Origin of the sequence: Methylobacterium sp. Leaf87 (genome assembly GCF_001422775.1) — a bacterium.
GTDB lineage: Bacteria > Pseudomonadota > Alphaproteobacteria > Rhizobiales > Beijerinckiaceae > Methylobacterium.
The window spans coordinates 298,554-318,443 of the sequence record NZ_LMMI01000012.1 but is presented as its reverse complement, the minus strand read 5'-3'; the positions used below and the strand labels follow the sequence as shown (position 1 = coordinate 318,443).

19 protein-coding genes are annotated in these 19,890 nt (G+C 68.8%); 10 read left to right on the top strand and 9 right to left on the bottom strand.

Annotated elements, in window-relative coordinates:
- Nucleotides 1-121: 121 nt before the first annotated feature.
- From cysN to ASF22_RS09510, 3 genes are read right to left on the bottom strand one after another with little or no spacing between them, the layout of a single operon-like run.
- Nucleotides 122-1,528: a sulfate adenylyltransferase subunit CysN gene (gene cysN, locus ASF22_RS09520; protein WP_056263610.1), complete on the bottom strand. Its 1,407-nt coding sequence runs from the start codon at nucleotides 1,526-1,528 to the stop codon at nucleotides 122-124.
- A gap of 1 nt (nucleotide 1,529) precedes the next feature.
- Nucleotides 1,530-2,459 (bottom strand): sulfate adenylyltransferase subunit CysD, encoded by a 930-nt coding sequence (gene cysD, locus ASF22_RS09515; protein WP_056166742.1) that lies wholly within the window; start codon nucleotides 2,457-2,459, stop codon nucleotides 1,530-1,532.
- Entirely contained in the window at nucleotides 2,456-3,253 is a 798-nt protein-coding gene (locus ASF22_RS09510) for a phosphoadenylyl-sulfate reductase (RefSeq protein ID WP_056263609.1), read from the bottom strand. The genes cysD and ASF22_RS09510 overlap by 4 nt, the downstream gene beginning before the upstream one ends.
- Before the next feature lie 228 nt (nucleotides 3,254-3,481).
- On the opposite strand from ASF22_RS09510, the gene ASF22_RS09505 reads away from it, so the two are divergent.
- From ASF22_RS09505 to ASF22_RS09495, 3 genes are all read left to right on the top strand, one after another.
- Nucleotides 3,482-3,988, top strand: a complete 507-nt coding sequence (locus ASF22_RS09505; RefSeq protein WP_056263733.1) for an Lrp/AsnC family transcriptional regulator — start codon at nucleotides 3,482-3,484, stop codon at nucleotides 3,986-3,988.
- Between the two features lie 123 nt (nucleotides 3,989-4,111).
- Complete coding sequence (locus ASF22_RS09500; protein ID WP_056263606.1) at nucleotides 4,112-5,884, top strand: flavodoxin domain-containing protein; 1,773 nt, start codon at nucleotides 4,112-4,114, stop codon at nucleotides 5,882-5,884.
- Nucleotides 5,885-6,097: 213 nt separating this feature from the next.
- Nucleotides 6,098-7,894, top strand: coding sequence for an NADPH-dependent assimilatory sulfite reductase hemoprotein subunit (locus ASF22_RS09495; protein WP_056263603.1), 1,797 nt, complete (start codon nucleotides 6,098-6,100; stop codon nucleotides 7,892-7,894).
- 33 nt (nucleotides 7,895-7,927) lie between these two features.
- Here the strand turns inward: ASF22_RS09495 and ASF22_RS09490 are convergent, their stop codons facing one another.
- A complete protein-coding gene (locus ASF22_RS09490) occupies nucleotides 7,928-8,191 on the bottom strand; it encodes a BrnA antitoxin family protein (RefSeq protein ID WP_056263601.1) in 264 nt (87 codons plus the stop codon).
- A gap of 191 nt (nucleotides 8,192-8,382) precedes the next feature.
- Here ASF22_RS09490 and ASF22_RS09485 point away from each other — a divergent pair, with 191 nt between their 5' ends.
- Both ASF22_RS09485 and ASF22_RS09480 read left to right on the top strand, forming a co-directional pair.
- Nucleotides 8,383-8,580, top strand: a complete 198-nt coding sequence (locus ASF22_RS09485; RefSeq protein ID WP_056166727.1) for a hypothetical protein — start codon at nucleotides 8,383-8,385, stop codon at nucleotides 8,578-8,580.
- Nucleotides 8,581-8,658: 78 nt separating this feature from the next.
- On the top strand, nucleotides 8,659-9,300 hold the full coding sequence (locus ASF22_RS09480) for a TetR/AcrR family transcriptional regulator (protein ID WP_082483599.1): 642 nt from the start codon (nucleotides 8,659-8,661) through the stop codon (nucleotides 9,298-9,300).
- Nucleotides 9,301-9,307: 7 nt separating this feature from the next.
- On the opposite strand, the gene pyrF is transcribed toward ASF22_RS09480, so the two are convergent.
- Entirely contained in the window at nucleotides 9,308-10,003 is a 696-nt protein-coding gene (gene pyrF / locus ASF22_RS09475; protein WP_056263599.1) for an orotidine-5'-phosphate decarboxylase, read from the bottom strand.
- A gap of 57 nt (nucleotides 10,004-10,060) precedes the next feature.
- A complete protein-coding gene (locus tag ASF22_RS09470) occupies nucleotides 10,061-10,690 on the bottom strand; it encodes a uracil-DNA glycosylase family protein (RefSeq protein ID WP_056263596.1) in 630 nt (209 codons plus the stop codon).
- Between the two features lie 431 nt (nucleotides 10,691-11,121).
- On the opposite strand from ASF22_RS09470, the gene ASF22_RS09465 reads away from it, so the two are divergent.
- Together ASF22_RS09465 and ASF22_RS09460 are read left to right on the top strand one after the other, a co-directional pair.
- On the top strand, nucleotides 11,122-12,294 hold the full coding sequence (locus ASF22_RS09465; protein WP_056263594.1) for a zinc-dependent alcohol dehydrogenase: 1,173 nt from the start codon (nucleotides 11,122-11,124) through the stop codon (nucleotides 12,292-12,294).
- Nucleotides 12,295-12,426: 132 nt separating this feature from the next.
- Complete coding sequence (locus ASF22_RS09460; protein WP_056166716.1) at nucleotides 12,427-12,702, top strand: hypothetical protein; 276 nt, start codon at nucleotides 12,427-12,429, stop codon at nucleotides 12,700-12,702.
- Nucleotides 12,703-12,756: 54 nt separating this feature from the next.
- Here ASF22_RS09460 and ASF22_RS09455 read toward each other — a convergent pair whose 3' ends face one another.
- From ASF22_RS09455 to ASF22_RS09445, 3 genes are all read right to left on the bottom strand, one after another.
- Nucleotides 12,757-13,080 carry a hypothetical protein gene (locus tag ASF22_RS09455; protein ID WP_056263592.1) on the bottom strand — a complete coding sequence of 108 codons (324 nt, stop codon included), beginning with the start codon at nucleotides 13,078-13,080 and terminating at the stop codon, nucleotides 12,757-12,759.
- 105 nt (nucleotides 13,081-13,185) lie between these two features.
- Nucleotides 13,186-15,390 carry a xanthine dehydrogenase family protein molybdopterin-binding subunit gene (locus ASF22_RS09450; protein ID WP_056263591.1) on the bottom strand — a complete coding sequence of 735 codons (2,205 nt, stop codon included), beginning with the start codon at nucleotides 15,388-15,390 and terminating at the stop codon, nucleotides 13,186-13,188.
- Nucleotides 15,391-15,438: 48 nt separating this feature from the next.
- Nucleotides 15,439-15,894, bottom strand: coding sequence for a (2Fe-2S)-binding protein (locus ASF22_RS09445; RefSeq protein WP_056166708.1), 456 nt, complete (start codon nucleotides 15,892-15,894; stop codon nucleotides 15,439-15,441).
- A gap of 253 nt (nucleotides 15,895-16,147) precedes the next feature.
- On the opposite strand from ASF22_RS09445, the gene ASF22_RS09440 reads away from it, so the two are divergent.
- The 3 genes from ASF22_RS09440 to uraH all read left to right on the top strand — a co-directional run bounded on the left by ASF22_RS09440 (nucleotide 16,148) and on the right by uraH (nucleotide 19,856).
- Nucleotides 16,148-17,764 (top strand): HAMP domain-containing sensor histidine kinase, encoded by a 1,617-nt coding sequence (locus ASF22_RS09440; protein WP_156647649.1) that lies wholly within the window; start codon nucleotides 16,148-16,150, stop codon nucleotides 17,762-17,764.
- Between the two features lie 129 nt (nucleotides 17,765-17,893).
- Nucleotides 17,894-19,270 carry an MFS transporter gene (locus ASF22_RS09435; RefSeq protein WP_056263585.1) on the top strand — a complete coding sequence of 459 codons (1,377 nt, stop codon included), beginning with the start codon at nucleotides 17,894-17,896 and terminating at the stop codon, nucleotides 19,268-19,270.
- A 25-nt stretch (nucleotides 19,271-19,295) separates the two neighbouring features.
- A complete protein-coding gene (gene uraH, locus ASF22_RS09430; protein ID WP_082483598.1) occupies nucleotides 19,296-19,856 on the top strand; it encodes a hydroxyisourate hydrolase in 561 nt (186 codons plus the stop codon).
- The last annotated feature ends 34 nt before the right edge of the window (nucleotides 19,857-19,890 follow it).

Genomic DNA, 19,890 nt, shown 5'->3' with positions numbered 1-19,890 from the left:
CTTTGATGGACGACGGGGTCAGCCGTTTCGCACATCGCCGCCGCGCCCGTCACCCTCCGACACGACAACGCCGCCGCCCCCGCAAGGGGACGGCGGCGCGAGGGCGGGTCGGGCCGAAGGATCAGCCGCCGAACAGGCGCTTGATGCCGGAGAGCAGGCCGCCGGACTTGACGGGTTCGAAGGGCTCGGATTCGGCGACGTTGGTCTCCGCCGGCTTCGGGGCGGAGGACGCCGCCTGGACGAGACCCAACGCCGCCGTGTCCGTGGTCTCGCGGTCGATGAGGATGAAGCCGCCGGTGTCGCGGTTCTGCGCGTAGGCGTCCACCGGCACCGGCCGGTCGAGGGTCAGGGTCACGTCGCCGATGTCGTTGGCGACGAGCCGGGTCACGGGCTCGGCCTGCCCCGTCTCGGGATCGAGGCGGCTGCGGATGGTGCTGACCACGGCGTTGACCGTGACGGTGCCGATCTTGGCGAGCAGGGTCGCGCCCTGGTTCAGCTCGGTCTCGGCGGCCCAGAACAGGCGGGCGCCGAGACTGTCGGTGACGCGGATCGGCGCGGAGGCCGCCGCGATGACGGCGCCGCGCGAGGCATCGACCTCGTCGGCCAGCACGAGGGTCACGGACTGGCCCTCCACCGCGTGCGGCAGGTCACCGTCGGCGGTGTAGATCCGGGCGATGGTGGAGGTGCGGTTCGAGGGTGCGATGACGACGCTGTCGCCGGGGGCGACGCGGCCGCTGGCGATGAGGCCGGCGAAGCCCCGGAACTCGGAGTTCGGCCGGTTGACCCACTGCACCGCCATGCGGAACGGCGCCGCCTGCTCCTCGACGCGCACGGGCACCTCTTCGAGGTACTGCAGCAGCGGCGTGCCCGTGTACCAGGGCACGGCGGCGCCCGGCAGCACGACGTTGTCGCCGTTCTTGGCCGAGAGCGGAATCGCCCGGACTTCGGTGAAGCCGAGGGGTGCCGCGAAGGCGTCGAACGCCTGAGTGATGGCCGCGAACTTGTCCTGCGACCAGCCGACGAGGTCCATCTTGTTGACGGCGAGGGCGACCCGCTTGATGCCCAGCAGCGAGACGAGGAGCGCGTGGCGGCGCGTCTGCCGGGTCAGACCCTGACGCGCATCGACGAGGATCACGGCCACGTCCGCCGTGGAAGCGCCGGTGGCCATGTTGCGGGTGTACTGCTCGTGGCCGGGGGTGTCGGCGACGATGAACGAGCGCTTGTCGGTGGAGAAGAACCGGTAGGCGACGTCGATGGTGATGCCCTGCTCGCGCTCGGCCTGGAGACCGTCGACGAGGAGCGCGAGGTCGATCTCGGCCCCTTGCGTCCCGTGCTTGCGCGAATCGCGCTGCAGGGCGGTGACCTGATCGTCGAAGATCTGCTTGGTGTCGTGCAGGAGCCGGCCGATCAGGGTCGACTTGCCGTCGTCCACCGAGCCGCAGGTGATGAAGCGCAGCACCTCCTTGCTCTGATGGGCGGCGAGGAAGCTGTCATAGCCGAAGGCCTCGGGCGATTGATGGATGGTCATCTTAGAAATAGCCCTCCTGCTTCTTGCGCTCCATGGCGCCGGACCCGTCCTTGTCGATGACCCGGCCCTGGCGTTCCGAGGTGCGGGCGGCCAGGGTTTCGCCGATGATCTCGGGCAGGGTCGCGGCGTCGCTCTCGACGGCGCCCGTGAGAGGATAATCCCCGAGCGTCCGGAAGCGGACGGAGATGTCCTTCGGGGTCTCGCCGGGCTCGAGGGGCAGGCGGTCGTCGTCGACGAGGATGAGCTGGCCGTCGCGCTCCACCACCGGGCGGGGCTTGGCGAAGTAGAGCGGCACGATCGGGATGTTTTCCTGCTCGATGTAGAGCCAGACGTCGAGCTCGGTCCAATTCGAGATCGGGAACACCCGCAGGGACTCGCCGCGCTTCTTGCGCAGGTTGTAGACGTGCCACGGCTCGGCGCGCTGGCGCTTGGGGTCCCAGCGGTGCTGGGCCGTACGGAGCGAGAAGATGCGCTCCTTGGCCCGGCTCGCCTCCTCGTCGCGGCGCGCGCCGCCGAAGGCCGCGTCGAACTTATGCTTGTCGAGCGCCTGCCGCAGCCCTTGCGTCTTCATCACGTCGGTGTGGACTTCCGACCCGTGGCTGATGGGACCGACGCCGCGCGCCAGACCCTCCTGATTCGTGTGGACGATGAGGTCGAGCCCCAGATCCTTGGCCCGCTGATCGCGAAACGCGATCATCTCCTTGAACTTCCACGTCGTGTCGATGTGCATCAGGGGAAACGGCAGGCGGCCGGGCGCGAACGCCTTCAGGGCCAGGTGCAGCAGCACCGAGGAATCCTTGCCGATGGAGTAGAGCATCACCGGGTTCTCCGTCTCGGCGACGGTCTCCCGCATGATGTGGATGCTCTCGGCCTCCAGGCGCTGCAGGTGGGTGAGGCGCTCGGCGCGGGTGGCTGCGAGGGCGGCGCTCATCGGGCCATCTCCGGGGCGTTCGTGTGGGTCGGGGTTTCGAATGCCGCCGGCTCCTGGCCAGGCTGAACGTCGGCCTCTGGGGCGTGGATGTGCAAACCGCATTCCTTCTTCGAGGCCTGCTCCCACCACCAGCGGCCGGCACGCTCGTCCTCGCCGACCTTGATGGCGCGGGTGCAGGGGGCGCAGCCGATGGAGGGAAAGCCGCGGTCGTGCAGGACGTTGTAGGGGATGTAGTTGTCGGAGACGAAGCGCTCGACATTCGCCCGGCTCCAGTCGGCGAGCGGGTTGATCTTGATGAGGCCGCGCGCTTCGTCGGCTTCGGCCAGCGGCGTGTCGGCCCGGTTCGCCGATTGCCCGGCGCGCAGGCCCGTCAGCCAGCCGGCGGCGCCCGCGAGCGCCCGCCCCAGGGGCTCGACTTTGCGGAAGCCGCAGCAGGCCTGCCGCGCGGACACCGACTGGCGAAAGCCGTTGATCCCCTCCTCCCGCACGAAGCGCTCCTCGGCCTCGCGCTCCGGCGCGTAGGCCTGGATGCGGATGCCGTAGGCCGATTCGGTCTCGGTCCAGGTGTCGTAGGTCTCGGGGTAGAGCCGGCCGGTGTCGAGGGTGACGATCTCGGTACGACCCTTGTTCATCGCCAGCGCGTGCGTCAGGGCCTGATCCTCGATGCCGAGGCTCGTGGTGAAGACGAGGCGGCCCGGTACCGTCGCCTCGATGAGGGCGATGCGGCCCTTGAGGTCGAGGCCGGCCATGCCGTCGGCGAGGGCGCGCGCCGCGTGTTCCAGGGGAAAGCTCATGACGGTGTTCGGAATGTCCGCTTGTCTGACGATTGAAATGTTCGCTATAACGAACGCTGTCAAGGCATCACAGCCTGCGTGCCGGACATCCCGGCCCTGTGGGCGGTGCGATCGGCCAACGGCCCGATCCCGTCATGGTTGCCTGACAAGGAAAGATCCTTCTCATAAGGGTCGTGCGCCGTGCTCGTCCGCACGCCGCGCCGATCCCGGAACCGACACGAGGCCACCTTGGATGCGATCGATCTGAAGATCCTCGGGCTGTTGCAGCACGACGCCACGCTCTCCATCGCCACCATCGGCGAGCGGGTCGGCCTGTCGCAGACCCCGTGCTGGAAGCGCATCCAGCGCCTGGAGGCCGATGGGGTCATCGACCGGCGCGTCGCCGTGCTCGATCCCGTGAAACTCGGCCTCGGCCTGACGGTGTTCGTCTCCATCGAGACCGCAGACCATTCCCGCGAGTGGCTGGAGCGCTTCGCCGAGACCGTCTCGGCCATGCCGGAGGTGCTGGAATTCTACCGCATGGCCGGGGATGTGGACTACATGCTGCGCGTCGTCGTGGCCGATATGCGCGCCTACGACACCTTCTATAAGCATCTCATCGCGACGCTGCCGTTGAAGAACGTGACATCGCGCTTCGCCATGGAGAAGGTGAAGTCCACCACCGCCCTGCCCCTGCCGGCTCCACCGGCCAGCGGACGCTTCATGCCGACGCTGTCGGTGGTTGCGGGGGAATAGGCACAAGAGAACGAACTTCTGTTTTGCGGCGCAACCGCAGGCAGCTCCTTCTACCGTGACGTCGTTCTGTAAAACGGACATTCCGTTGGCAGCGCGGCCGCTCAGGACGACATGGCTTTCCCAATGGCACGACACGCGATCCTCCCCCGCACGGCCCCGTTCGAAGACAAGGAACGGGCGAGCCTCGACGCCGTCCTGGGCGCCGCGACCCCGATCCAGCGGGCCTGGCTCGCCGGCTTCCTCGCAGGCCTCGACGCCGCGGGCGGCCAGCCCGCCGCCGCCGCGCCCGCCGCCCCCCCGAAGGCGGCCGAGCCCCTGACCATCCTGTTCGCCAGCGAATCCGGCAATTCGGAGAAGCTCGCGAGCGATGTCGCCAAACTCGCCCGCAAGAACGGGTTCAAGCCCAAGATCGTGGATTTCTTCGATCTCGACGTGGCGTCGCTCGCGGGCGAGAAGCACGTGGTGGCCATCGCGGCGACCTGGGGCGAGGGCGAGCCCCCGGCCCGGGCCATGCGGGCCTACGGCGAACTCATGGGGGACGGCGCGCCGCGCCTCGACGGCATCGATTTCGCCGTGCTGGCGCTCGGCGACACCTCCTACGCGGAGTTCTGCGCCATCGGGAAGGCGCTTGATGCCCGCTTCGAGGCGCTCGGCGCCAAGCGCGCATACGAGCGCGCCGACCTCGACCTCGACTTCGACAAGCCGGCCGCCGAGTGGATCAAGAACACCCTCAAGGCCCTGGCCCCGGCGCCGAGCGCCGACAACGTTGTGGCCGTCGACTTCGCCGCCCGCGCCGCCGAGGACGACGAGGAGGCCGAGCCGAGCCGCGAGCCCCGGGTGGTCGAGGTCGTCGACCACGTGAACCTGAACTCGTCGCGCTCCGACAAGGAGACGATCCACATCGCCCTCGAATTCGAGGACGGCGCGCCGGCCTACGAGCCGGGCGACAGCCTCGAGATCTACCCCGAGAACGACCCCGCCCTCGTGGACGAGATCCTGACCGCGACGGGGCTCTCCGGCGACGACGCCCTGCGACGGGCGCTGCTCGCCGAGCGCGACATCACCACCCTGTCGGCCACCACGGTGGAGCGCTTCGCCAAGGCCACGGGCCATGCCGAGGCGCAGAAGCTCATCGACAGCGGCGAAGCCAAGGCCTGGATCGAGGGCCGCCACCTCATCGACCTCATCCAGAGCTTCCCGGCTAAGGTGACGGCCGAACACCTCAGCACCATCACCCGGCCCCTGCCGCCGCGCGCCTACTCCATCGCCTCATCGCGCAAGGAAGTCGGCGACGAGGTCCACCTCGTCATCGCCGCCGTGCGCTACGAGACCCATGGCCGGGCCCGCTCCGGCGTCGCCTCGACCCACGTGGCCGACCGGGTGAAGAACGGCGCCAAGCTGCGGGTGAAGCTGAAGCCGAACCGCCACTTCCGCCTGCCGCAGGACCCCGCCACCGACATCATCATGGTCGGCCCCGGCACCGGCGTGGCGCCGTTCCGCGCCTTCGTGCAGGAGCGCCGCGCCGTGGAAGCTCCCGGACGCTCGTGGCTGTTCTTCGGCGACCGCCACTTCACCCACGACTTCCTCTATCAGCTCGAATGGCAGGACGCCCTCGAAGACGGGTCGCTCACGCAGATCGACGTGGCCTTCTCCCGCGACCAGCCGGAGAAGATCTACGTCCAGGACCGCATCGACCATCACGCCAAGGAGTTGGTGGCGTGGCTCGACGGCGGCGCCAGCTTCTACGTCTGCGGCGACGCCAACCGGATGGCCAAGGACGTGCGCAGCGCCGTCGTGCGCGCCTATCAGCAAGTGAAGGCCCTCACCCCGGCCGATGCCGAGGCGGCGGTCGCGGCCCTGGAGCGCGCCCACCGCTACCAGCAGGACGTCTACTGAGGATCACACCGTCGTTCCGGGCGCGATAGCGAGCCCGGAACCCAGAACCGCCGACGGAGCCGACTGAACCGCGACTTGTGTTTTTTGGATTCCGGGTTCGCCTACGGCGCCCTGGAATGACGCGGCGGACAGCATCCGAGAGCACGACTCCACTGAGCGATCCGCGAGCGATGCGAGCCTCGCGATCGACACTGATTGTATCGGAATTCCGCCATGGCCGAGCAGACCCCTCCCCGCCTCTACGAGACCCCGCCGACCGACCGTCCCATCACCGAGGCGGAAGCCGCCCGGTTGGCCGGCCTCGCGCACAACGAGCACCTCAAGATCGCGTCCGGCTACCTGCGCGGGACCCTGGCCGACGGGCTCCTGAAGCACGCCACCGGCGCCATCTCGGAGGATGACGGTCAGCTCGTGAAGTTCCACGGGATGTACATGCAGGACGACCGCGACATCCGCGCGGAACGGACCAAGAAGAAGCTCGAGAAGGCCTTCAGCTTCATGATCCGCCTGCGCATCGCCGGTGGCGTCGTCACACCGAAGCAGTGGCTGGCGCTGGACGAGATCGCCACGGTCTATGCGGGCGGGGCCTTGCGGGCGACGACGCGCCAGACCTTCCAGTATCACGGGGTCATCAAGTCGAACCTCAAGCGCACGATGGCGGCCATCGACGCGACGCTGCTCGACACCATCGCGGCCTGCGGCGACGTCAACCGCAACGTCATGTCGGCGACGAACCCGGCGCAGTCGGGCGCCCACAAGGTCGCGTACGATCTCGCCAAGAACATCTCGGATTCCCTGCTGCCGAAGACCAGCGCCTGGCGCGAGATCTGGCTCGACGGCGAGCGCGTGGTCGGCGGCGAGGACGCGGCCGAGATCGAACCCGTCTACGGCAAGACCTACTTGCCACGGAAGTTCAAGACCGTGATCGCGGTGCCGCCCTCGAACGAGGTCGACATCTTCGCCCACGACCTCGGCTTCATCGCGATCCTCGACAAGAAGGGGAAGGTCACGGGCTGGAACGTCACGGTCGGCGGCGGCATGGGCATGACCCACGGCGAGACCGACACGTTCCCGCGCACCGCCGACGTGATGTGCTTCGTCGCGCCCGAGGACGCCCTGAAGGCGGCCGAGGCCGTGATGACGGTGCAGCGCGACTGGGGCAACCGCAAGGTCCGCAAGAACGCCCGCCTGAAGTACACCATCGAGCGCTACGGGCTGGCCGCCTTCCGGGCCGAGGTGGAGAAGCGCGTCGGCAAGCCGCTGGCCGACCCGAAGCCCTTCACCTTCACGGGCAACGGCGACCGCTACGGCTGGACCGAGGGCGACGACGGCCGCCACCACCTGACGCTCTACGTCGCTTCCGGGCGGATCAAGGATTACGAGAACGGCCCGCAGCTGCTCACGGGCCTGCGCCGCATCGCCGAGATTCACGAGGGCGACTTCCGCCTCACCGGCAACCAGAACGTCATCATCGCCAACGTGCCGTCCGAGAAGCGTGCCGAGATCGAGGCCCTGGTCGACCAGCACGGCATGATGAAGGGTGCGAGCGCACTCCGCCGCAACTCCATGGCCTGCGTGGCGCTGCCGACCTGCGGCCTCGCGCTGGCCGAGAGCGAGCGCTACCTGCCCGACCTGATGACCGAGCTCGAGACCAGCCTCGCGTCCCACGGATTGCAGGACGACGAGATCACCATCCGGATGACCGGCTGCCCCAACGGCTGCGCCCGGCCGTTCATCGCCGAGATCGGTCTCGTGGGTCGCGGTCCCGAGCGCTACCACCTCTATCTCGGGGCGGCCTTCGACGGCTCGCGCCTGGGCAAGCTCTACGGCGAGGACGTCACCGCCTCCGAGATCAAGACGATCCTCGATCCCCTGTTCGCGGCCTACGCAAAGAACAAGCAGCCCGGCGAGCGCTTCGGCGACTACCTCATCCGCGACGGCTACGTGACGAAGACGGTCAACGGCCCGGATTTCCACGAGAAGATCGGCCCGCTGAAGAGCGCGGCCTGAGTTGCGGCGAGGGAGCGGGGATGTCTCGCTCCCTCACTCATGTTTGAGCGTCGCACGGGCATAGCTTTCCAGAACGGCGTTCATGCGCGTCTGGTAGCCTCGCCCCTGCTGCTCGTAGGCATTGAGGACCGATGTCTTGACCCGGAGCGTGACGGATTGCGTCCGATCCGGCTCGACGAGCTTGGCGTTTGTCCAGAACGCCTCATCGAGTTCCGGCACATCGCTGAAATCGATCTCGGCGTCCGGTACGGCCGCGATCTCATCGGGCATCATCGGACGCGCGTAGCGCTTCATCATAGCGTTTCCTTTCCCGTTGCGAGGCAGGGCGAGCCGAGATGATTCGGGTGACGCCGCTCCGATCCGTGTGAACGACGGTCAGGAACGCGACCGCATCGGCCACCTTTTTTCGAAACATGTCGAAATTCGGGCCTCGAGTGAACCGTTGCGGTTGATGGCCGTTGATTCCCCAGACAGAGGGGAACCCGGCCATGGCCAAGCACGAGATCCTGAATTTCTTCCAACATCGCCACGACGGCGCCTGGATCTGCGTCAAGCCTTTTACCCTGACGACCAAGTCGAGCAGTGTCGACATTCAGCAGGGCATGCGGTTCGATTACGGCAAGCGCGTCGGCGGAGTCGATCTGGCCGAATATCTGGAGCAGCTCGGATCGCAGTTCGGCTCGTAAGGCACACTCCCCGCGTCACGTGCGTCGAGGGCTCTTTGAGCCTTTGACCTTGCCTGGGCCGCCCCCTAGCGTGATGCCATGACCACCGCAGCGGCACCCGTGACCGCCCTCCCCGACGACCTCGCTCTTCCGCACGAAGCGGCGCCGATGACCCGGTGCCGCATTCTGGAAACCGCCGAAAAGGCGTTCCGGGAGATCGGCTACCAGAAGACCACCGTCGCCGACATCGCGCGCGCCCTACGGATGAGTCCGGCCAACGTGTATCGTTTCTTCGATTCGAAGAAGGCGATCCACGAGGCCGTGATCAAGCGTCTCATGGACGAGACCGAGCAGCGCGTGGCCATCGCGGCGCAGGGGCCCGGGCAAAGTGCAAGCGCACGGCTCACGAGCGTGATTCTGGTCCTGCACCGGGCCTGCGTCGAGCGCTGCGACGCCAACCCGCGCATGCACGAGATGGTCGAGGCCGCCGTCGCCGAAAGCTGGGATGTCTGCGCCCACCATATCGAGCGGATCGGCTCGATGATCGAGACCCTGGTGCGCGACGGGATCACGGCGGGTGAATTCGCGGTGGACGATCCAGCGACCGCCGCCGCCTGCCTGCATACGGCGGTGCTGCGCTACTGCCATCCCACCCTCGTCAGTCGCTACCCCGATGCCGGGGTTCCCCCCGTCGAGGCGATGATCGCCTTTCTGCTGAGAAGCCTGCGCGCGCCCGCCTGATCCCGCATCACGCCATGTCGGCGACGATGGCCTGCGCGACGGCGCGGGGATCGGCGGCGCCAGTGATCGGGCGCCCGACCACCACATGGTCGATACCGGCGCGTCGGGCCTCGCCGGGCGTCATCACCCGCTTCTGGTCGCCGAGGCCGCTGTCGGCCGGGCGGATGCCGGGGGTGACGATGAGGCGCGAAGGCCCGACCACGCCCCGGACAGAGACCGCCTCGACGGCGCTGCAGACGATGCCGTCGATCCCGGCCTCGTCTGCCTGGCGTGCGCGCTGCGCCACGAGGTCGGCGATGGGCAGCGCGTAGCCGGCCTCCTGCGCATCGGCCTCGTCGTAGGAGGTCAGCACAGTGACGGCCAGGATTCGCAGGCCGCCGGTGCCGCGTCCCCGCACCGCCGCCCGCATGGTCTGCGGATAGGCATGCACCGTGAGGAAGGTCGGCCCGAGGTCGGACAGCGCCCGCACGCCCTCCTCCACGGTGTTGCCGATGTCGTGGAGCTTCAGGTCGAGGAACACCTTGAGGCCGGCGGCGGCGAGACGGGGCACCAGGGCGAGCCCGCCCGCATAGGCGAGGCGGTAGCCGATCTTGTAGAAGGTCGCGGCGTCGCCGATGCGCTCCACCAGTGCTTCCGCCTCAGCCACCGTCGCGACGTCGAGGGCGACGATGAGGCGGTCGCGCGGATCGAGCATGGCGGGCATCGTCGGGTCCTTCGGCCTGGAAGCGTCGGGCGGCCATCCCGCGTCGGGAGCCCGGTGTCAACGCGGCGCCATCGCGGCGGCCACCTCCGCCCGCAGAACCGGCAGCAGCTCGGCCTCGAACCACGGATTGGCCTTCAGCCAGCCGCTGTTGCGCCAGGACGGGTGCGGCAGGGGCAGCACGCGCGGCCGGCGCGGGGCCGCCAGGACGGCGCGCCAGCCCCGGACGGTCTCGGTGAGCCCGCCCTTCGACCGCCCGAGGTGCCACACCTGCGCATACTGGCCGATGACGAGGATCAGGTCGAGGTTGGGCAGCCCCGCGAACAGCTCGGCCCGCCAGCGCTCGGCGCATTCGCGCCGGGGCGGGCGGTCCCCACCCTTGGCGTCGTAGCCCGGAAAGCACGCACCCATGGGCACGATGGCGAGGCGCGACGCATCGTAGAACGCGGCCTCGTCGAGGCCGAGCCAGTCGCGCAGGCGAATCCCGGAGGGGTCCATGAACGGGACGCCGCTCTTGTCGGCCCGGTTGCCCGGCGCCTGGCTGGCGATGCAGAGGCGCGCGCTGGAACGGCCCTGGACGATGGGGCGCGGCTCCTGGGGCAAGGGCGGCCCATAGACCGGCGCGTCGCGGCAGATCCGGCAGGCGCGCAGGGACGCGGCCGTCGCGTCGAAATCCGGAACAGGTTGCATGATGGTCCGGAGATAGGGGCGCGCCTCGGCCCTGGACAGGGCCGAGACGACTGCTTCCGGCCTGGGCCGATGGCGAACGACGCATCGAACCGATTTCCCTCACTCCCGCCGATGCCGAACTCTGCCGATGCCGAGGTGGCAGCTGCGGATGAGGGTCGGTGATCCGGCCGCGGCGGCGATCCCGGAGCCGACCATCAGGGTCCCGAGAGGGTGGACCGCGGGCGCTCGCGCGGATTCAAGGCGAGCACCGGCCGAACGATCTTGCGACGTTCCTGCGGACCTGAAAATCGGAACATATCCCCGGCCAAGCGTCTTGAATCCGGTATCGAAGCATCATCGGTAGTGGCCGACCGATCGGATCAAGATTTCGATCTGAATCTCTGGGATCGGATCGCTCGGACTGCCACGCGACATCGCAGAGGACGTTCCGGATGAAGGCACTGTGTTGGCATGGCAAGGGCGACATCCGGTGCGATACGGTGCCGGACCCGAGGATCGAGGACACACGCGACGTCATCATCAAGGTGACCTCGTGCGCCATCTGCGGCTCGGACCTCCACCTCATGGACGGCCAGATGCCGACCATGGAGAGCGGCGACGTGCTGGGCCACGAGTTCATGGGTGAGGTCGTCGAGGTCGGCGCCGGCTTCACCAAGTTCAAAAAGGGCGACCGTATCGTCGTGCCGTTCAACATCAATTGCGGCGAGTGCCGCCAGTGCCGCCTCGGCAATTACTCGGTGTGCCAGCGCTCGAACCGTAACGGCGCCATGGCGGCGGCCCAGTTCGGTTACCCCACCGCCGGCCTGTTCGGCTACTCGCACCTCACCGGCGGCTATTCCGGCGGCCAGGCCGAGTACGTCCGGGTGCCCATGGCGGACGTCGCCCCCATGCTGGCGCCGGAGGGCGTCGACGACGAATCGCTCCTGTTCCTCACCGATATCCTGCCCACAGGCTGGCAGGGCGCCGAGCATTGCGAGATCAGGGGCGGCGAGATCATCGCCGTTTGGGGTGCCGGTCCGGTGGGCCTGTTCGCGATCCAGTCGGCCAAGATCATGGGCGCCGAGCGCATCATCGCCATCGACACGGTGCCGGAGCGCCTCGCCCTCGCCCGGACCTACGGGGCCACCGACATCATCGACTACGCCAACGACGACGTGTTCGAGCGCATCAAGGAGATCAGCAAGGGCGAGGGGGCCGACGCCGTCATCGACTGCGTCGGCATGGAGGCCAGCGCCGGGCATGGCCTCGCCTCCATCGTCAACACCATCCAGGAGAAGCTCACCTCGACGGAGCGGCCCTACGCCCTCATGGAGGCGATCAAGGCCGTGCGCCCGTGCGGCATCGTCTCGGTGCCGGGCGTCTATGGCGGGCCGATCCCGATCAACATGGGGATGATCGTGCAGAAGGGCCTGACCATGAAGAGCGGCCAGACCCACGTGAAGCGCTACCTCGAACCGCTGACCAAGCTGATCCAGGCGGGCAAGATCGACATGACGTCGATGATCACGCACCGCTCCACGAATCTCGCCGACGGGCCCGACCTGTACAAGACCTTCCGCGACAAGAAGGATGGCTGCGTGAAGGTGGTGTTCCACCCCAACTAGCGTGCATGACCGGCAGCACCCTGGATCGGAATCCCTTCCCGGTCCAAGGTCGTTGTCGGATCTCTGGCGAGGATTCCTGGAGCGGACCACGTCCGCGCGGGGGGCCTCAGGCGCGCCGGGACGGGAGACGATATGGCGTTCAAGGCGAAATCGGCGTCGGAGACCAAGGCGGCGGATCTGGCCGCCGCCTTGGTGCGCATCGCGGACCGGGGCGGCGCGCCGCTGCACGTCGGCGTGGACGAACTGCGACGCGGCAACCCGCGCCTGACGCCGCTGGCCATCGGCCAGATGTTCCGCAAGCACCACGATATCCTGGAGGCGGCCTTAGCCGAGCGCGGCTACGCCCTCGTCGATTATGCGGATCAGGGACCGGGCCTCGGCATGGCTTTCGCGATCGATCCGGCGTGACCTTCATCGGCTCGGCCGGCCGCGCCTAGCTCACGAAATCCGAGGGGTCCCGGCTCAGGAGGTCTGCGCCTTCGGTGCGGCCCAGGACGTAATGGGCTGGACGCTGATCTGGAGACCGTGTTTCCACCGTACGCTGAACCGGCGATAGGTGCGGTCGCGATCGAGCTTGATGTCGATGGCTTCGTTCGGACCGATGACCACGTCCCGGCGCAGGTTCACCAGGGTCTTGTCGCTGACCTGACCGACGATGTCGCAGGCATAGGTGCGGTTGCCGATGCGCAGGATCGCCGGCAAGAGCGCAGTGTCCATGCTGCGCGGCCGGGACGGCTGCTGAACGCCAGTAAACCGCTTGAAGATCGACGGAACCCAGGACAGCATCTGATCGCTCGAAACCGGTCGTTGTCCGTCCGGTCTACGAGCGAGAGATTGACAATCCATGATTGACGTCACGGGCCTTGTGCCCGTGACTTCCGACGACGGTGGTCAGACGCCCTTGAGCCCGCCGAGATCCAGCGGCAGGGATCGCAGGCGCCGCCCCGTGGCGGCGAAGACGGCGTTGGAGATCGCCGGGGCGATGACCGGCACGCCGGGCTCGCCGATGCCCGTGGGCGCCGTGGTGGACGGCATGATGTGAACCTCGACCACCGGCATCTCGCTCATGCGGGTCGGCTCATAGGTGTCGAAGTTGCGCTCCTGCACCACCCCGTCCTTGAGGGTGATCCGGTTGCGAAGGACCGACGAGAGCGCGAAGCCGACCGCACCCTCGACCTGGGCCCGGATGATGTCCGGGTTGACGGCGATACCGACATCGACAGCGGCGACGATGCGGTTGACCTTCAGCTTGGCTTCGTCGGCGGTGACGTCGGCCACCATGGCGACATAGGAGCCGAAGGATTCGTGGGCCGCGACGCCGAATCCGTGCCCCTTGCCCGAAGGTCGGTTCGACCAGCCGGCCTTCTCGGCGGCGAGCGTCAGGACGCCGGAGAGGCGCGGGGCGCCCTTCAGCATCGCGAGCCGGTAGGCGACGGGATCGGCCCCGGCGGCGTGAGCCAACTCGTCGATGAACACCTCCATGGCGTGCGCCGTGTGGGTGTGGCCCACCGAGCGCCACCACAGCACCGGTACGCCCTCGCGGGCGTTGTTGACCTCGAACCGGTAGGCCGGCAACGCGTAGGGCGTGTCGGACGCGCCCTCGATGGAGGTCGAATCGACGCCGTTCTTCACCAGCATCGCCTCGAAGGGCGAGCCGATCATGATCGACTTGCCGATCATGCGGTGTTCCCAGCCGACCACCGCCCCGGCGGCGTCGAGGCCGGCCCTGAGCTTGTGCACCACCATCGGCCGGTAGTAGCCGCCGGCCATGTCGTCCTCGCGGGTCCAGACGAGATGGACCGGGGCCTTGCCCCCCGTCGCCTTCACGATGGCGGCGGTCTCGGCGAAGTAGTCGGCGCTCGGCGTCGCGCGCCGGCCGAACGAGCCGCCGGCCCATTGGGTGTGGAGGCGGACCTTGTCGGTGGTCACCCCGAGGGTGGCGGCCACCACGGCCTGCTCGATGGTCTGGATCTGGCAGCCGGCGAAGACGTCGTAGGTGCCGTCCGGGGCCCGCTCGATGGTGGCGTTGAGGGGTTCCATGGAGGCGTGGGCGAGGTAGGGGAAGGTGAACTCCGCCTCCAGCACCTTCGCGGCCTTGCCGATGGCGCCGCCGGCGTCGCCACGCTCCGAGGCGACGATGCCGGGCCTCTTGAGGCGCTCGCGGTACTCGGCCAGGATCGCGTCGGACGAGCGGGTCTCGGCGCCCGAATCGTCCCAGGTCACGTCCAGCACCTCGCGGCCCTTGATGGCCGACCACGTGTCCTTGGCGATCACCGCGACGCCGGTGGGGATCGTCACCACGTCGAGGACGCCCGGCATGGCCCGCGCCGCCTTGCTGTTCACCGTCGCCACCACGCCGCCGAAGCGCGGCGCGTGCAGCACCACGGCCGTGACTTGGCCGGGGCGCCGGATATCCATGGAATAGGTGGCGCTGCCGTCGGTCTTGGCGGCCGAATCGAGGCGCGGCACCTTGGTACCGATGAGCGTCCACTGGTCCGGACGCTTGAGGGTCGGCTCCTGCGGCACGGGCTGCGCCGCGGCCGCCTCGGCGAGCTCGCCGAAGCGGGCCTGCCGGTTGGAGGCGGCGTGGCGCACCAGACCCTTCGAGACCGTGATCTCGCCGGCCGGGACCTTCCAGCGTTCGGCGGCGGCGGCCACCAGCATGGCGCGGGCGGCCGCACCCGCCCGGCGCAGCTGGAGCCAGGAATTGGCGATGGCCGTGGAGCCGCCCGTGCCCTGCACGGGGCCCATGAGCAGGTTGCTGTAGAGGGCCGCATCCGCCGGGGCGAAGGCCGTGCGGACGGTGGCCCAATCCGCGTCGAGTTCGTCGGCCAGGATGGTGGCGAGGCCCGTGGTGTTGCCCTGGCCCATGTCGAGGTGCTTGATCATCACCGTGACGGTGTCGTCGGCGGCGATCCGCACGAAGGCGTTCGGTTTCGCCGGACCGCCGGTGAGGTCGGGACCGCCCGCGGCGCGGGCCTGGCGCGGGCCGCCGAGGGTGAAGCCGAGCAGGATCGCCCCCGTCGCGACGGTGGCCCCGCCCAGGAAGGCGCGGCGGGAGGGGACGGTCTCCAGGGCCTGACGGACCTTCAGCATGGCAGACTCCAATTCGGACGGGTCTTCAGGATTCGGGCAGGGGGACGATCAGGCGAGGCTGCGCGCCGCCTCGTGGATCGCCGCGCGAATGCGCTGGTAGGTGCCGCAACGGCAGACGTTTCCGTCCATGGCCCCGTCGATATCGGCATCCGTCGGCTTCGCGTTGCCCGAGAGAAGGCCGATGGCCGACATCATCTGGCCCGACTGGCAGTAGCCGCACTGGACCACGTCGAGGCCGCGCCAGGCGGTGCGGACGGCCTCGGCGACCTTGCCGGACACGCCCTCGATGGTGGTGACCTTGCCCTCGCCGATGTCGCCGATCCGGGTCTGGCAGGCGCGGACGGGCTGGCCGTCGAGGTGGACCGTGCAGGCGCCGCACTGCGCGATGCCGCAGCCATACTTGGTCCCGGTCTTGTCGAGGTGGTCGCGCAGCACCCAGAGGAGCGGGGTCTCGGGATCGGCCTCGACGCTATGGGCGACGCCGTTGACGGTCAGCTTCACCATGGGTCGTGCTCCGAATTCGTAATTTGGAACGATGCTAGACCGCTGACGGCGCGATTCGTGTGCGCCACCACACAGGACTTGTCCACGCCGACGACCGATCACGCCGCCGAAGCGTCCGGAATCGAGACAATGCCGCGGATCGCGGCAGGCCGTTCTTAACATATCCGGGTCAGTCTCGCAGGGGTCGTGTTCCGACATGCTCGCGGTCCCCCATGGGGTGCGAGCGCCCCTTCGCGCGATCCTCAAGACGGTAATGCCCGACCTGACAGCGGAGATGATTCAGCGTGGGCGCGGCCCGGCCGCCCCGGAGGCGGTGCGCCGCCGCGAGGTCGCGCGCGAAATGCGCTCGGCCCGCGAGAAGCTGACCTCGACGAGCGGGCTGGAACGCGCCTTCGATTACGAGCTGGTGCGCGTCTATGCCCAGTACCGGGCCGGCGCGGTCATTCCCCTGGCATTGCTGGGCCTCGCCATCGCGGGGGGCTCCGCCCTCTGGGTGCCGCCCCCCGTGGCGGCCGTGTGGGCGGCCTGTCTCCTGGCGGCCGTCGCCCTGTCGATGTTCGCCACCCGGCGCTTCCTGGCGCAGGACCCGGAGGCGGTCTCCGTCACGGTGTGGCGGCGCTACTTCATGGTGTGCGAGGCCGTACAGAGCACGTCCTGGGCCCTGATGATCCTCGTCGGCACCGCGCCGGGGGCCCGCACCTTCGTTCTGTTCGGCCTCCTCATCGTCGCTGCGGTGTCGACGATGCTCGCCGCGACTCTGCCGGCGGCCGCGGTGGCCGCCCTCATTCCCCTCAACATCGCCGCCCTGTCGCTCCTCGTGTTCTCGCACGACATGGACACGGCGATGCTGGTCACCATGGTGGTGGGCGCGCAGGTGTTCTTCATGGGGCTGGCCCGGCGGGTCTACGCCTCGACGGTGGGGGCCCTGAAATCCCAGGCCGAGAAGGACGCGATCTTCGGCGAACTCGAGCAGGCCAAGGCCAATTCCGACGAGGCGCGGCGCCGGGCCGAGGAAGCCAACCTCGCGAAAAGCCGGTTCCTTGCCACCATGAGCCACGAGCTGCGCACGCCGCTCAACGCCATCCTGGGCTTCTCGGAGGTGATGAAGAACGAGGTGTTCGGCGCCCACGTCGCGCCGTCCTACAAGGAATACGCCGCCGACATCCACGACAGCGGCCTGCACCTCCTCAACCTGATCAACGAGATCCTCGATCTCTCCCGCATCGAGGCCGGGCGCTACGAGCTCAACGAGGAGGCGATCCAGCTCGGCTTCGCCGTGGACGAGTGCCGCCACATGGTCGGCCTGCGCGCACGCAGCAAGGGCCAGACCTTCCACGAGTTCATCGACGACAGCCTGCCGCGCCTGTGGGCGGACGAGCGGGCCCTGCGCCAGATCATCCTCAACCTCCTGTCGAACGCGGTGAAGTTCACCCCGCCGGGCGGCGAGATCACCATCAAGGTCGGCTGGACCTCGTCCGGCGGGCAATACGTGAGCGTGAAGGACAGCGGACCGGGCATTCCGGAGGACGAGCTCGGCACGGTGATGTCGTCGTTCGGGCGCGGGTCCCTCGCCATCAAGACGGCGGAGCAGGGCTCGGGCCTCGGCCTGCCCATCGTGAAGGGTCTCGTCGATCTCCACGGCGGCAACTTCCTGCTGCAGTCGAAGCCGCGCGAGGGCACCGAGGTGGTGGTCACCTTCCCGGCGAGCCGGGTCATGGATACCCTCCCGGCGCTGGACCTGCCGGGCGGGGACCTGCGGGGCGGGGACCTGCGGGGCGGGGACCTGCCGATCCAGGATCTCATGAGCCAGGATTCGGACAAGGCCACGGCGGACGCCAAGCGCGGACGCTCGGCGGCGCGGGCGGCCTGAGGCCCCGACGGGAGCCGGAGCGCGGATCTCCTCTTTCCAGGCGCCGTCCCTGGTCCGTATGTTGCTTCGTCCCGAAGGATGCCGCCGCGACGATCGGCTGGGCCGAATCGGGCCGCGGGGACGGGGACCATGAGCCAGACAGCCCGGACCGCCCTCCCCCCGTACGCCGGCCTCCCTACCGACCTCGACGCGGCCTACCGCCGGATCACCTGGCGGCTGCTGCCGTTCCTGATGGGTCTGTGGATCCTGTCGTGGATCGACCGGGTGAACATCGGTTTCGCCAAGCTGCAGATGCTCGCCGACCTGAAGTTCAGCGAGACGGTCTACGGCATCGGCGCGGGCATCTTCTTTCTCGGCTACTTCCTCTGCGAGGTGCCGAGCAACCTGCTCCTGGAACACATCGGCGCCCGCCGGACCATCGCCCGCATCACCTTTCTGTGGGGCGCGTGCTGCGTGGCGATGATGTTCGTGACGACGCCGGCCGGGTTCTACGCGCTGCGCTTCCTGCTCGGCGTGTTCGAGGCCGGGTTCTATCCGGGCGTGATCCTGTTCCTGACCTACTGGTATCCGACGGAGCGACGCGCGCGGGTGTTCGGCCTGTTCATGTCGGCCTCGGCGCTGGCCGGCGTCATCGGCGGGCCGCTCGCCGGTGCGATCATGACCGGCATGGACGGCGTGAACGGTTGGGCCGGCTGGCAGTGGGTGTTCCTCATCGAGGGCATCCCGTCGATCCTCGCCGGCCTCGTCACCCTGTTCTATCTGACCGACCGGCCCGCGAAGGCCCTGTGGCTCACGGACACGCAGCGGGCCCTGGTGGTGGCGGATCTGGCCCGCGACGCGGCGGCCCTCGGGCCCCGCGAGCACCGCATCCTGGCCTCCCTGAAGGATGCCCGCGTCTGGCAGTGCATCGCGATCTTCTTTTGCATCGTCACCGCCAACTCGGCGCTGACCTTCTTCGGCCCGAGCGTGGTGCGGGAGGCCGGCTTCACCGATCCGCTCACTATCGGCTGGATCCTGTCGGGCGCCTACCTGTGCGGCGGCGCCGGCATGATCCTCAACGGCCTTCATTCCGACCGCTCCGGCGAGGCGCGGCTGCATTGCGGCGTCCCGGCCCTCGTCGGCGCCACGGCCATCGCGCTCCTCGGATTCCTGGTACCCGTGAGCCCGGCCCTGTCCGTCGTCGCCCTCACCGTGGCCATCGTCGGCACCATGAGCGCGATCCCGGTGTTCTGGCAGATCCCCGGCCGGTTCCTAGCGGGCTCGGCCGCCGCCGCCGGCATCGCGCTGATCAATTCGGTGGCCAATCTCGCGGGCTTCGGCGCGCCCGCCGCCATGGGATTCCTGCGCGAACTCACCGGCTCGGTCTCCACCGGCCTGTGGATCGTCGCCGCCGTCGAGGGCATCGCCCTCGTCCTCATCCTCAGTTTCGTCCCGCCCGAGCCGCCTGCCCCGGAGACGCCCGCCCCGGAGACGCCCGCACCGGAGCCGCGCGTCGCGGTGGCGTGAGCCGGACCCGCCCAAGGAGCCTTCCATGGATCGACGCAGAACGGATCGACGTGACGTCGCCGGACAGGAATTCGACGGATTTGCCCTGACGCGCCGGAGCCTCGTCGGCGCTGGGATCGGCGGGGTCGCCCTAGCCGCCGTTCCGGGTGCCCTGGCGCAGGCGAATCCGCCCCCGGCGAGCCCGTCCCAGCCCGGCGCCCTGACGACGGCGCCGGTGACCCAGGCCGGGCTCGGGCCACGCCTGACCCTGCACGCCATCGACAATTTCCACGGCACGCCCGGCGCCGGCATGGTCTGCGACCTCTCCATCCGCGAGGGCGACGCCTACCGGCCGATCAAGACCGTCACCACGGCCGCCAACGGCCGCACGTCGGAACCGCTCCTGTCGGAGGATGCCCTGAAGGTCGGCCATTACGAGCTGCTCATGCATTTCGAGGCGTATTTCGCCAAGACCGGCGCCACCCTCCCGAGCCCGAATTTCCTCGGCCTCGTGCCCGTGCGCTTCGTGATCCGCGACGCGAGTCAGCGCTACCACCTGCCGGTGCTGTTCACGCCGTGGGGCTATTCCTACTACCGCGGCAGCTGACCCCACACACGCGACGCCCTCCCGGAGACACGAC

Coding starts and splice junctions, on each gene's coding strand:
- ASF22_RS09470 (WP_056263596.1), bottom strand. CDS start 10,690: ATGCAACCTGTTCCGGATTTCGACGCGACGGCCGCGTCCCTGCGCGCC.
- ASF22_RS09455 (WP_056263592.1), bottom strand. CDS start 13,080: ATGCTGTCCTGGGTTCCGTCGATCTTCAAGCGGTTTACTGGCGTTCAG.
- ASF22_RS09435 (WP_056263585.1), top strand. CDS start 17,894: ATGAGCCAGACAGCCCGGACCGCCCTCCCCCCGTACGCCGGCCTCCCT.
- ASF22_RS09490 (WP_056263601.1), bottom strand. CDS start 8,191: ATGATGAAGCGCTACGCGCGTCCGATGATGCCCGATGAGATCGCGGCC.
- ASF22_RS09440 (WP_156647649.1), top strand. CDS start 16,148: ATGCCCGACCTGACAGCGGAGATGATTCAGCGTGGGCGCGGCCCGGCC.
- ASF22_RS09465 (WP_056263594.1), top strand. CDS start 11,122: ATGAAGGCACTGTGTTGGCATGGCAAGGGCGACATCCGGTGCGATACG.
- ASF22_RS09500 (WP_056263606.1), top strand. CDS start 4,112: ATGGCACGACACGCGATCCTCCCCCGCACGGCCCCGTTCGAAGACAAG.
- ASF22_RS09450 (WP_056263591.1), bottom strand. CDS start 15,390: ATGCTGAAGGTCCGTCAGGCCCTGGAGACCGTCCCCTCCCGCCGCGCC.
- cysN (WP_056263610.1), bottom strand. CDS start 1,528: ATGACCATCCATCAATCGCCCGAGGCCTTCGGCTATGACAGCTTCCTC.
- ASF22_RS09485 (WP_056166727.1), top strand. CDS start 8,383: ATGGCCAAGCACGAGATCCTGAATTTCTTCCAACATCGCCACGACGGC.
- ASF22_RS09445 (WP_056166708.1), bottom strand. CDS start 15,894: ATGGTGAAGCTGACCGTCAACGGCGTCGCCCATAGCGTCGAGGCCGAT.
- uraH (WP_082483598.1), top strand. CDS start 19,296: ATGGATCGACGCAGAACGGATCGACGTGACGTCGCCGGACAGGAATTC.
- ASF22_RS09510 (WP_056263609.1), bottom strand. CDS start 3,253: ATGAGCTTTCCCCTGGAACACGCGGCGCGCGCCCTCGCCGACGGCATG.
- ASF22_RS09460 (WP_056166716.1), top strand. CDS start 12,427: ATGGCGTTCAAGGCGAAATCGGCGTCGGAGACCAAGGCGGCGGATCTG.
- pyrF (WP_056263599.1), bottom strand. CDS start 10,003: ATGCCCGCCATGCTCGATCCGCGCGACCGCCTCATCGTCGCCCTCGAC.
- ASF22_RS09495 (WP_056263603.1), top strand. CDS start 6,098: ATGGCCGAGCAGACCCCTCCCCGCCTCTACGAGACCCCGCCGACCGAC.
- cysD (WP_056166742.1), bottom strand. CDS start 2,459: ATGAGCGCCGCCCTCGCAGCCACCCGCGCCGAGCGCCTCACCCACCTG.
- ASF22_RS09480 (WP_082483599.1), top strand. CDS start 8,659: ATGACCACCGCAGCGGCACCCGTGACCGCCCTCCCCGACGACCTCGCT.